This is a genomic window from Escherichia sp. 93.0816, assembly GCF_013368855.2.
GTDB lineage: Bacteria > Pseudomonadota > Gammaproteobacteria > Enterobacterales > Enterobacteriaceae > Escherichia > Escherichia ruysiae.
Map to the genome: position 1 here is coordinate 26,171 of NZ_JABWNC020000006.1, position 12,188 is coordinate 38,358.

Below are 12,188 nucleotides of genomic sequence, written 5' to 3' on the forward strand. Positions count from 1 at the left end.
TGGAATTATCTTTAATTTTCTCATATTGATATGTCTTTAATCATTCTGGCATGTCGCACTCTCGCATTTAATGCTTTTGAGTTGGATTACTCTGTTTTCAGCGATGGAGTTTAATTAATGAAAGCGGCACAGATTGAGGGGTAATAATTTGACCTCAGTCGCAAAATATCATTAAAGCGGACACGTTTTATAATATATGCCCGTTTATTGCATCGCGACATTTGAGAAGACATAACTCATCAAATGAAAGGGATGCAAATGAATAAGTTTATCGCTGCTGAAGCTGCGGAATGTATAGGCTGTCATGCCTGTGAAATTGCCTGTGCGGCGGCACACAATCAAGAAAACTGGCCGCAGAGCCACAGTGACTTTACACCCCGTATTCACATTGTTGGAAAAGGCCTGCACGCGAATCCGGTGGCCTGTCATCATTGCAACAATGCCCCCTGCGTTACGGTTTGCCCGGTAAATGCTCTGACTTTCCAGCCTGATAGCGTACAACTGGACGAGCAAAAGTGTATTGGTTGTAAAAGATGCGCAATCGCTTGCCCCTTTGGCGTAATCGAGATGGTCGGTTCTATTGCGCAGAAATGTGACCTTTGTAACCAGCGCAGTTCCGGCGCGCAAGCCTGTATTGAGGTCTGCCCAACGCAGGCGTTAAGGCTGATGGATGATAAAGGATTACAGCAGATAAAAATGACCCGCCAGCGCAAAACGGTAGAAGGAAAGGCGTCATCAGATGCTCAGCCATCTCGCCGTGCAGCGTTGCTCCCCGTTAACCCGCGCAAAGGCGCAGAGAAAATTACAGCGAGCGAGCGGAAGACTCACTTTGGCGAAATCTATTGCGGACTGGATCCGCAACAAGCGACTTATGAGAGTGACCGCTGTGTTTATTGTGCCGAAAAAGCCAACTGTAACTGGCATTGTCCGTTGCATAACGCCATTCCGGATTACATCCATCTGGTACAGGAAGGGAAGATTATTGAAGCGGCAGAACTCTGCCACCAGACCAGCTCCTTACCAGAAATCTGCGGCAGGGTATGTCCGCAGGACCGGCTTTGTGAGGGTGCATGTACTTTGAAAGATCACTCTGGCGCAGTCTCTATCGGTAATCTGGAACGCTACATCACCGATACCGCGCTGGCGATGGGCTGGCGTCCCGATGTTAGCCAGGTCGTTCCGCGTATGGAAAGAGTGGCGGTGATTGGTGCCGGGCCAGCAGGACTGGGGTGTGCCGATATCCTGGCACGCGCCGGCGTTCATGTTGATGTTTTTGATCGCCATCCAGAAATTGGCGGCATGTTGACCTTTGGTATTCCTCCTTTCAAGCTCGATAAAGCGGTGTTAAGCCAGCGGCGGGAGATATTCACCGCGATGGGGATCGACTTTCATCTCAACTGTGAAATTGGTCGTGATATCTCTTTCAACGACTTAACGACAGAATATGACGCTGTTTTTCTTGGCGTGGGGACTTACGGGATGATGCGTGCGGATCTGCCGCATGAAGATGCGCCCGGTGTGATTCAGGCGCTACCGTTTCTGACCGCGCATACTCGCCAGTTGATGGGGCTGCCAGAGTCTGCAGAGTATCCGCTGACGGATGTAGAAGGTAAGCGAGTTGTCGTATTGGGGGGTGGCGATACAACAATGGATTGCCTGCGCACATCCATTCGCCTGAAGGCCGCCAGTGTGACCTGTGCTTATCGGCGTGATGAAGTCAGTATGCCCGGCTCGCGAAAAGAGGTGATTAATGCGCGTGAGGAAGGCGTTGAGTTTCAGTTCAATGTTCAGCCGCAATATATCGCTCTTGATAATAACGGGCGTTTAAAGGCGGTGGGCTTGATTCGTACCGCAATGGGTGAGCCGGGACCTGATGGTCGCCGTCGTCCACGTCCGGTGGCGGGATCTGAGTTTGAACTGCCCGCCGATGTGCTGATTATGGCCTTTGGTTTCCAGGCACATGCCATGCCGTGGTTGCAGGGTAGCGGCATTAAACTTGATAAATGGGGGCTGATAAAAACCGGCGATGTAGGGCATTTATCCACCCAGACGCATCTGAAAAAGGTTTTTGCCGGTGGTGATGCCGTTCATGGCGCGGATCTGGTCGTCACTGCAATGGCCGCAGGAAGACAGGCAGCACACGATATGTTAGCCATGTTTAATACGAAGGCGTCGCGATGAAATCGTTAATTATCGTTAATCCAGCTGACTGTATTGGCTGCCGTACTTGCGAAGTGGCTTGCGTGGTCGCCCATCCGTTAGAACAGGAGTTGAATGCGAGTTTCTTTCTCCCACGTTTAAAAGTGCAGCGTCTGAACAACATTAGTGCGCCGGTGATGTGCCATCAGTGCGAAAACGCCCCTTGTGTTGGCGCTTGCCCCGTGCAGGCGCTGACGATGGGCGAACAGGTGGTACAGGCAAATTCTGCCCGCTGTATTGGCTGTCAGAGTTGTGTCAGTGCGTGCCCGTTTGGGATGATCACTGTCCAGTCCTTACCGGGTCATACCCGGCAACAAATCGTGAAATGTGATCTCTGCGAACTGCGGCAAGAGGGACCTGCGTGTGTAGAGTCCTGTCCGACGCAGGCGTTGCAGTTGATGACTGAGAGAGAACTCAGGCAAGTCCGCCAGCAGCGTATTGCTGCCAGCGGCGAGAATCTTCGCTGATAAAAATCTCCGCGCTGAAAGGCGCGGAGAGTCTATTAGATTGCCCAGCCACCGGCGTAAAATGCGACCAGTGCGGCAGTAATGATAACCGTACCAATATTCAGTTTTTGCCATTCGCGAGCAAAGACTCGGCCTACAACCAGCGTCACAAAGCCCAGCATAATACCGGTGACGATATTGCAGGTCAGGACGATGAACACGGCACACACCAGTCCGGCCATTGCATCAATAAAGTCGTTGAAATCCAGCTTCGAAACGTTGCTTAACATCAGTAGACCAACGTACATCAGTGCAGGGGCAGTGGCATAACCTGGGATCAGAAACGACAGCGGAGATAAAAACAGAATCAACAGGAACAACGCACCAACCACGGTAGCGGTCAAACCGGTTTTGCCCCCGGCGGCGGTTCCTGCCGCTGATTCGATATAAACTGCCGCAGGTGCTGCACCCACTAAACCGGAGAATATTGAGCTAACCGAGTCACTGGTCAGGGCTTTGCCGCCGTTGATTATCTGGTTGTCTTTATCCAGCAGATTCGCCTGACCGGCGACGGCACGGATGGTGCCGGTGGCGTCGAACACTGCGGTCATCACTAATGCCAGTACACTCGGAAGTACGGTTGGTTGAAGTGCGCCCATAATATCCAGGCTGAAAATCAGAGATTTTCCATCTTCGCCAGTCAGACTCGGCATTGCCACCAAACCGTGGTATTTCACCGCAGGATCAAAAATTAAGCCGATGATCGAGATGGCGATAATGACCAACAAGATCCCACCAGGTACGCGGCACTTCTCCAGGCCGAAAATCACCGCTAATCCCAGCAAGCTCATCAGCACCGGGAAAGAGGTAAATGCACCAAGCGCAACTGGTAAGCCTTCAATCGGGTTTTTGATGACCATCCCTACGCCGTTAGCGGCAATCAGTAGCAGGAACAGACCAATACCGATACCTGTACCGTGCGCAATACCCATTGGTAAATTGCGTAAGATCCAGGTTCGCACGCCAGTTACGGAGATAGCGGTAAATATCAGACCCATCAGAAAGACCGCCCCTAGTGCTACCGGAACGCTAATTTGTTGCCCAAGTACCAGGCTGAATGCGGTAAATGCTGTTAAGGAAATGGCGCAACCAATCGCCATTGGCAGGTTAGCCCATAACCCCATTAGCAGAGAGCCGAAGCCTGCGACCAGACAGGTGGCAACGAAGACCGCTGCGGGAGGAAAACCTGCTTTACCCAGCATTCCCGGCACTACGATAACGGAGTAAACCATAGCGAGGAATGTGGTCAGACCCGCCAGTACCTCCTGGCGAACGCTGCTGCCACGAGCGGTAATTTTAAAATAATTATCCAGCGCGCCCTGTGGCTTTGGCGCGTCCGGTGTTTGTAGGATGTCTCCAGACATAATGATGTCCTCACGAGGTTTATTATTAGTTACGTTCGTACACCAGACGACCATCAACGTAGGTGCGGTAGATAGAACGGTCATCGCCCAACGTCATCATCACGAACAATTTGTCGACTAAAGAAACAGAGTTGTCATAGCGCAGTTGCTGCAGCGGCGTGGCGGTGGGCTCCATCACCACGAAATCAGCCTCTTTGCCTGGTATAAAGTTGCCGATCAGATCGTCAAGTCCCAGAGATTTCGCGCCGCCGAGCGTGGCAAGGTAAAACGCCTCATACGCTGAGAGACGATAGCCCTGTAACTGCAATACTTTGTAGGCTTCGTTCAGTGTTTGCAGCATGTTGAAGGTGGTTCCTGCGCCAATGTCAGTCCCCATGCCAACTTTGACTTTCTTATTCCATGCTTTTTTCAAGTTGAATAAGCCGCTGCCGAGATAAAGGTTGGAGGTTGGACAAAACGCGATGCTGGATTTAGTTTCGCTGAGACGATCCCACTCTTTTTCTTCCAGATGGACGCAGTGAGCAAAGACGCAGTTTTTACCTGTCAGGCCATACTGGTGATAAACATCCAGATAGCCATCATGTTCAGGATAAAGCTCTTTCACCCAGGCAATTTCATCTTTGTTTTCACACAGATGGGTATGTATCCACGTATCGGGAAACTCTTCTTTCAGGCGTTGCGCCATTGCCATCTGTTCGGGAGATGAAGTCGGTGCGAAGCGCGGCGTAATGGCGTATAACAGACGTCCATTTTTGTGCCAGCGTTTGATCAGTTCTTTGCTTTGGTGATAGCTGCTTTCTGCGGTATCGAGCAGATAATCCGGCGCATTGCGATCCATCATCACCTTGCCGGCAATCATGCGCATATTGATATGACTGGCGGCTTCAAACAGCGCATCAACGGATTGCGGATGAACAGTCCCAAACACTAGCGCCGTGGTTGTGCCGTTGCGCAATAACTGTTTGATGAAAAATGCCGACATTTCGCGGGCATATTCTAAATCCTCATAACGACGCTCTGTGGGGAAGGTGTGTTTATTCAGCCATTCCAGCAACTGCTCGCCATAGGCACCGACCATTTCACTTTGCGGATAATGGATATGTGTATCGACAAAGCCCGGAACTATCAGTTTGCCGCGATAGTCGCGAACGCGAATGGTGTCAGGAATTTGATGCTTTCCGTCCTCCCATTTGCCAAACCACTCCACTTTCCCTTGTTTAATGAGTAGTAAACCATCCTCAATAAACCGCAGCGCAGAGGCGATCTCTTCCGGGTTATCGACTGTACGGGTGACATCAATAAAACTGCCTCGTACTGCTTTTAACGTGTGTTCTCCTGACATCATTGACTCCTTTACTTTTAATCCATCTCTTCCGCTGAGGTAATACCAGGCAGAACGTTTTCCTGTCGGTAGCCACCAGGGAGAATAATATTTAATAAAATCGCAGTTAACCCGCCTGCACAAATAGGGTTTTCAACTAATACATAAATAGAGGCAGGCAATATTTTAAAAATTTCGGGATCGTAGGAAACACCAAGACCTAAACCTAATGAGGTGGCGACGATAAGTGTTTCACGGCGTTTTAAGCCATTGGTGATAATGATGCGGATACCGGCAATGGCAATCATGGAAAACATTAACGTCATTGCGCCCCCCAGAACTGCTGAGGGGATAGTGGTGAAGAAACCGCCGATCATCGGAAATAACCCGAGGATAACCAACATAACCGCGATGGTTCGCCCGACATAACGTGAAGCGACGCCAGTCATCTGAATAACACCGTTATTTTGCGCAAACGTGGTTAGCGGTAATGAACCGACAGCGGAGGCGATAACAGAGACCAGGCCATCTGCCAGCACGCCACCTTTCAGTCGGGACTGATATTCATCACCCTGAATAGGATGGCGGGAAACCATTGCCGTGGCGGTGATATCGCCTACTGCCTCCAGTACGCTAAGCAGATAAATAGTGCCAACCACCAGGAACTGATGAAAGCTGAAACTAAACCCGTATTTGAACGGATGTGGGATAGTGATTAACGGCAGGTTGCGCATACTGCTGAAATCCACCATGCCAAGACATAACGACGCGATATAGCCGACGCAAAGCCCGATGGCGATCCCGCCCATGCGTAGCAACGGACTACGGCAGCAGTTAAAGCCGATCACCACAATCAAAACCAATAAACCAACGCCGAGATGTTCGTAATCGCCGAACGTACCGCTGCTTTTGGCTGCAAATCCACCGCCAAAATCGATAATGCCGACTTTAATCAGGCTTAAGCCGATCATCAGCACCACAATGCCGCTGACGGTGGGGGTGATAACCCGACGTAGATAAGGCAGGATAAAAGAAGAACCGACAACCAGAAATGCGCCAACGAAGGAAACGCCAAGCAGCGACGACATGATTAATTCTTCGTGGAAACCGTCGCTTTTCATGCTGCTGCCCAGCGCAATCATGACGGTAACAAATGAAAAATTGACTGACTGAATGGAGAGTAAACCGGAACCCACGATGCCATAACGGTTTACCTGTAACCATGTTCCAATGCCGGAGGCGATCATCGCCATTGAAACCAGATAGGCGGTCGTTTCTGCGGAAAGTTGTAAGGCCGCACCCACAATTAATGCGGGAGTCACCATCGGAACGAAAATTGCCAACAGATGGGTAATTGCGCCAACAATAGCCTGATGAAAGGGAGGGCGATCCTCCAGTTCAAATATAAGGTCGGAACCTGCATGGTTTATATCAGACATCCCTTCACTCCTTTTAAAGTAAATTTGATCATCTGAATCAGTAAAATAAATACCCACGAATTTGGGGCGCAGGACGCCTTGAGAACGGCTTATCTCATTTTCGCAGTTACTATTTAGTCATCGTTCAAACAGAGAAACAGGCCGCCGAAGCGGTAACAGATTGTTGATAAATCGCGCTTTGTTCATGCCGGATGCGGCGTGAACGCCTTATACCGCCTACAAAATCATGCTAACTCAATATATTGCAGTCGACATGTAGGCCTGATAAGCGCAGCGCATCAGGCAATTTCGCGTTTGTCAGCAATCCAGGCCGCCGAAGCGGCCATTTATTATTTATATTTTTTCCAGCGCGGTGAGTATTTTCTCCGGAGTGAAATGCCATTCGCGTAACCAGATGCCGCAGGCATCGTGAATTGCGGTAGCTATTGCTGGTGCTGCGCCATTTACGCCAATTTCCGAGATGGATTTCGCCCCGAACGGGCCGACTTTATCGTCGCTCGGCACCAGTACGGCACGGAAATCACGTGGGATGTCACCAATTTTCGGTGCGCCGTAACTGCGTAAATCGCGGGTTAACGGGTGACCTTCGGTGTCATAAATGATTTCTTCGCTCATACTGTGTCCGATAGCACGCAGGGTAGCGCCGTAGATTTGTCCCAACGCTAACTCCGGATTGACCGGCGTACCGCAATCCAGCAGGGCGTAGAATTTGTCCAGGCGGATTTCACCGGTACGCGTGTTAACGGCAACTTCGGCAAAGTTTGCGCCATACGGGAAGGCGAAATCAGGCGTGATGTAACTGGCTGTTCCCACCAGTGAACCAAAGCCAGTACCGGTTTCGCCTTTATGGGCAATATCCCCGAAACTCACTTCGCCTTTCTTACCGCGCACGACGCCCGGCGTTGCCAGTTGAACATCTTCCAGTGGCTCACCCAACATTTGTGCACCGTGGAACAGGATTTTCTCCCGCAGATTTTCCGCTGCCATACGTGCCGCGTTGCCTGAGAAGCAAGTACCGGACGAGGCATACGCGCCTTTATCAAACAGCGCATGGTCGGTGTCACCGGAGATAACATGCACGTCCTGCGGCGGGCAATGCAGCACTTCTGCCGCCAGTTTGGTCACCACAGTATCCAGACCAGTACCAATATCAGCGCCACCAGAATGGACAATAAAGGTGCCATCAGATTCCAGTTTGATCATGCAGTTAGCCTGATCGATATCCGGGATCCCTGATTTCTGCATGATAATGGCAACGCCACGACCGATGCGCCAGTCACCATTTTGCGGTTTCGGTGAAGACCATTGAATCATCTCGCGACCCTGACGCAGGATCTCTTCCAGCGCGCAGCTGGCGGCAGATGGAACGGATGTCGGTGCTTTACCTTCACCGATTGCACCGAGGATTTTCAGCTCTTGTCCTTCGTGTACCCGGTTTCGTTCGATAATTTCCAGTTGGTCGATCTGCAACTGTTCAGCCAGTTCCGCTAATGCCATGGTGATCGCGAAGTTACCTTTCGGTGCGCCATAACCCTGATAAGCACCATTTGGACAAATGTTGCTGTAGTAGGTGGTGACCTGGAAATCGACGTTATCGCACGGATATAACGGCAGCGACAGCGCCGGTCCGTTACAGGGTACGGTGAGTGAATGGTTGCCGTAAGGCCCCGTGTTAGCACGGAAATCCATCTTCACTGCCGTCAGGCGACCATCTTTTTTCGCCCCCAGTTTGACAGTGACTTTCGCGACGTGACGAGAGGTGTTGGCAATAAACTCTTCTTCACGGGTGTAGCGAAACAGCACCGGGCGCCCGGTCACGCAGGTTGCCCAGGCGCACACTTCTTCCAGCAGAATGTCTTGTTTAGAGCCGAAACCGCCACCTACGCGTTCTTTAATGACATGAACTTTATGCTGTTTCATACCTACAAGGCGCGCAACCTGGCGGCGTAAGTGCCACGGTACTTGAGTGGAGGCGTGAATAACCAGCCGATCGCCATCCATGCGGGTAAAGCAGATATGTGTTTCAGTCGGGCATTGCTGCGCCTGAGTTGAGTTATAGGTTCGCTCAATGATCACATCGGCATCGGCGAAGCCTTTATCCATATCGCCAATATGACCATGAATACTGGCGGCGATATTTTTGCGTGGGCGAGAACCGATAGGGAAGTTAATGATCATATGCTCGCCGCGCTGGGCTGCATGACTGTTGTCATCTTCCAGAGTATCTGGCGCACCAGCGACATACACCACCGGTTCATCGTGCACGACAGGTGCATCTTCCGCCATTGCTTCGTCGATCGACATTACCGGTTTAAGCACTTCATATTCAACATCAATGAGCTTTAGTGCTTCGAGCGCAATTTCTTCACTTTCAGCAACGACCGCAGCAACGCGATCGCCGACGTGACGCATTTTCTTGCCGAACATGCGGCGGTCAAGTGGTGACGGTTCCGGCGCGCTCTGACCACCAGGGGTGTAATAGATGTCCGGGCAATTCAGGTGAGTAATAACGTGAACAACGCCTGGTAATGCTTCGGCTTTGCTGACATCCAGATGGGTAATCAGTGCGTGAGCGTGTGGGCTACGTAACATTTTAATGACGCAGGCGTCAGCCGTTACGCGGTCTTCAACATAGCAGGGTTTCGCCTGCACCATTTTCGCGGCATCAGTTTTAGGATAGTGCTTACCAATGACTTCAAGGTCGTCGCGGAAAGTCGGGGCGATATCAATTGTGGCCTGCGGGTTATTTTTACGCGCAACCGCCAGTTCAATAACCTGGTAGTATTGCTGCCAGCCAGCATCGCGGCTGAACAGACCAGAAAGCGCGTCGTCGATCTCTTCGCGGGTAGGTGCAGCGATGCGATCGAGAAGATCGGTAATAATCAGAGCCGCAGCCGGATCGTTATAACCGGACTGCACCACGCCGACATCAACCATTGCCTGCTGAACCAGACTTAACTCGTTCCATTTGCCCAGCGATTCTGCGGTACGAATGTCTGCTTTTTCTAACTGTGCGGCAATAAGCAGGGATGCGTTGACGATATTACCGTTAAAGATAATTGCGTCAGAACCGGCAAAACCGAAACCATCATCACTGTTGCGTACAGAGTGCATTCCCATGTTAAACAACAGCTTTTGCACGTTTTCGCCAGGATTAACGGTTAGCGCCTGGGGCGCGCCATTTAAAGTAAAGTGGATAATCATACGGCTTCCTCCCCAGCCTGTTGGCAGTCGGCATACAGGTCGGCTACCAGAACTCCCGTGATATAGCGTTTATAGGCCACGCTGCCCCGCAAATCTTCCTGCGGGAAAATGGCGTTGGCGACGGTCTGCTCCAGTGCATTACCTTCCAGATTTTGTTTTTCGACATCGTGCAAACGCAGTGCTTTACTGGCGACGCCATCCAGCGCAATTCGCATACCGTCGTGGTCGGTTAACGCAACGGCTGCCGTCACCACCGTTAACCCAGCCTGGGAACGGCTAATTTTGCGAGTCGCGCAGGTGCGATACGGATCTTTAATGATGATTTCCGTCAACAGACGATCGCATGGGCAGGACAGGTAGTCCTCAATTGACAGCGTTTCACCGTTGCCAAAAACCAGTTCAGCATCCAGTGCCAGCAAGACGGGAAGCAACACCGACTCTTCCTGCCGGGCGGCGATTTCGCCACCAATGGTCGACTGATTACGAACATGGCGAGAGTAGACAAAGCCGAGGGCTTCACGCAAAGCTGCAGGAATAAATCGCGCATCACGCAGTGGCTGCAAGCGAGACATTGCGCCAATACGCAGTGCGCCGTTATCCCAGTCAACCCAGTCTAGCTCCAGATCCTGCAAGGAAATGGCAATCTTTTTATCTGTACGGGTTGGTGTGGCGTTGAGTTTGCTGCCCCCGGCAAACCAAACTGCTTCATCCTGGTAGCGGCGCTTCAGTTCCAGCGCCTGTTCGACAGAGTCGGGTCTGAAAAATTGTTCAATCATCTTCTTTCCTTATTTAACCCTCTTCCCTGAAGGAAGAGGGTATCTGTCATTTATGCCAGCGCATCCATCCGACGCCACATACCGGCGGCGGCTTTTCTGGCTTGCGCATAAATGGAATCGCAATCGAAGTTAAACTGACGGTCTTCATAGACCATCACTCCGTTGACCATCACGCTGTGAACGCTGCCTGAACCCATGCCGAAAGCGATATGACCTGCGATATTGTCCGCCAGCAACGGCGTTGGCGAGTTGTAATCGCAAATGGTTAAATCGGCTTTATAACCGGCTTCCAGCAGGCCGAATTTCGCACCAAAGTTACGACTCATTAGTTCGTTGCCGTTAGTCAGGGCTTTGGCAAAACTGTCAGGCCACAGCGGACCACCAGCGTCACGATGTTTAAAGAAGGCGAATTTCATCTCTTCAAACATGTCTGAACCGATACCGTCGGTTCCCAGTGCCAGATTGCGGATATCGCTAAGATGATGGTTGTAACCAACATGGTTATTCATGTTGGAGCGGGCGTTATGTACCAGGAACGCGTCATGCTGATTAAGCAGGGCGATATCCTCTTTCGACAGATACAGGCCGTGGGCGACCAGCGTTTTGCTATCGATAAGATCGAATTGCGCCAGCCGTACCAGCAGATCTTTGCCGTACCAGTGGTGACTGTGAGAAACGTCGTAAAGGTCTTCAGCAGCGTGAATGTGTAAACCACGCCCGGTGGCTTTTACGGCTTCGCGCAGCATTTCCAGACCGGCATCCGGCACAGTAAACGGCGCGTGAGCGCCAATATGCGCTTCGACCAGATATGGCTCGGTAGCCGCTTTCTTCGCGTCGTCAATCTGACGGGCGAAACGGATATTTTCTTCTACCCCTTCCTGTAACTCTGTGATGCCGTTGTTACGGTCAGTGGTTTCAAAACAGGTCATCGCACGCAGGCCAACTTTTAAAAATGCGTTGCGCAGCGTCGAGAGCGACCCGCCGATATAAGCCGGGGAAGCATGGTGATCGATAACCGACGTGCATCCGCTCTTGATTGCTTCGAGTGAACAAATCAGCCCGCTGTAATAGAGCGACTCTTCATCAAGGGCACGATCGAGCCGCCACCAGAGATTTTTCAGCGTTGAGATGAAATCCGGGCAGGGGGCGATGTTCGCCATAATTCCGCGCGAAAGTCCCGAGTAAAAATGGTTGTGCGAGCAGACAATCCCAGGCATCACAATCCGGCCATGCATCTCTTTGTAGCTGGCGTCAGGATAACGCTGCGTCAGAGCATCGCCGATCGCGACAATCACATCATTTTCGATAGCGATATCGACGCCTTCCTGCACTTTTGCCGGGTGTAACTGCACTGCGGTGACATTCTTCAGAATCAACAT

Annotated in this window: 8 protein-coding genes; 2 read left to right on the forward strand and 6 right to left on the reverse strand. The window is 51.3% G+C overall.

The window, feature by feature from the left end:
- Positions 1-258: 258 nt before the first annotated feature.
- Positions 259-2,181: a formate-dependent uric acid utilization protein YgfT gene (gene ygfT, locus HEM79_RS09065; protein WP_176242609.1), complete on the forward strand. Its 1,923-nt coding sequence runs from the start codon at positions 259-261 to the stop codon at positions 2,179-2,181.
- Positions 2,178-2,666 carry a 4Fe-4S dicluster domain-containing protein gene (locus tag HEM79_RS09070; protein WP_176242608.1) on the forward strand — a complete coding sequence of 163 codons (489 nt, stop codon included), beginning with the start codon at positions 2,178-2,180 and terminating at the stop codon, positions 2,664-2,666. Before ygfT ends, HEM79_RS09070 begins: the two co-directional genes overlap by 4 nt.
- A gap of 35 nt (positions 2,667-2,701) precedes the next feature.
- Here HEM79_RS09070 and ghxQ read toward each other — a convergent pair whose 3' ends face one another.
- The 6 genes from ghxQ to ssnA form a co-directional block, all read right to left on the reverse strand.
- On the reverse strand, positions 2,702-4,069 hold the full coding sequence (gene ghxQ, locus HEM79_RS09075) for a guanine/hypoxanthine transporter GhxQ (protein ID WP_000012141.1): 1,368 nt from the start codon (positions 4,067-4,069) through the stop codon (positions 2,702-2,704).
- A gap of 25 nt (positions 4,070-4,094) precedes the next feature.
- Complete coding sequence (gene guaD, locus HEM79_RS09080; protein ID WP_010349348.1) at positions 4,095-5,411, reverse strand: guanine deaminase; 1,317 nt, start codon at positions 5,409-5,411, stop codon at positions 4,095-4,097.
- Positions 5,412-5,428: 17 nt separating this feature from the next.
- On the reverse strand, positions 5,429-6,829 hold the full coding sequence (gene xanQ, locus HEM79_RS09085; protein ID WP_176242606.1) for a xanthine/proton symporter XanQ: 1,401 nt from the start codon (positions 6,827-6,829) through the stop codon (positions 5,429-5,431).
- A 333-nt stretch (positions 6,830-7,162) separates the two neighbouring features.
- Entirely contained in the window at positions 7,163-10,033 is a 2,871-nt protein-coding gene (locus HEM79_RS09090) for a molybdopterin-dependent oxidoreductase Mo/Fe-S-binding subunit (RefSeq protein ID WP_176242604.1), read from the reverse strand.
- Positions 10,030-10,809: a molybdopterin-dependent oxidoreductase FAD-binding subunit gene (gene ygfM, locus HEM79_RS09095; RefSeq protein WP_176242601.1), complete on the reverse strand. Its 780-nt coding sequence runs from the start codon at positions 10,807-10,809 to the stop codon at positions 10,030-10,032. The genes HEM79_RS09090 and ygfM overlap by 4 nt, the downstream gene beginning before the upstream one ends.
- 50 nt (positions 10,810-10,859) lie before the next feature.
- Positions 10,860-12,188 carry a putative aminohydrolase SsnA gene (gene ssnA, locus HEM79_RS09100; protein WP_176242599.1) on the reverse strand — a complete coding sequence of 443 codons (1,329 nt, stop codon included), beginning with the start codon at positions 12,186-12,188 and terminating at the stop codon, positions 10,860-10,862.

Excerpts from the sequence above, each read along its gene's own strand:
- ygfT (WP_176242609.1), top strand. The coding sequence starts at position 259 with ATGAATAAGTTTATCGCTGCTGAAGCTGCGGAATGTATAGGCTGTCAT.
- HEM79_RS09070 (WP_176242608.1), top strand. The coding sequence starts at position 2,178 with ATGAAATCGTTAATTATCGTTAATCCAGCTGACTGTATTGGCTGCCGT.
- ghxQ (WP_000012141.1), bottom strand. The coding sequence starts at position 4,069 with ATGTCTGGAGACATCCTACAAACACCGGACGCGCCAAAGCCACAGGGC.
- guaD (WP_010349348.1), bottom strand. The coding sequence starts at position 5,411 with ATGTCAGGAGAACACACGTTAAAAGCAGTACGAGGCAGTTTTATTGAT.
- xanQ (WP_176242606.1), bottom strand. The coding sequence starts at position 6,829 with ATGTCTGATATAAACCATGCAGGTTCCGACCTTATATTTGAACTGGAG.
- HEM79_RS09090 (WP_176242604.1), bottom strand. The coding sequence starts at position 10,033 with ATGATTATCCACTTTACTTTAAATGGCGCGCCCCAGGCGCTAACCGTT.
- ygfM (WP_176242601.1), bottom strand. The coding sequence starts at position 10,809 with ATGATTGAACAATTTTTCAGACCCGACTCTGTCGAACAGGCGCTGGAA.
- ssnA (WP_176242599.1), bottom strand. The coding sequence starts at position 12,188 with ATGTTGATTCTGAAGAATGTCACCGCAGTGCAGTTACACCCGGCAAAA.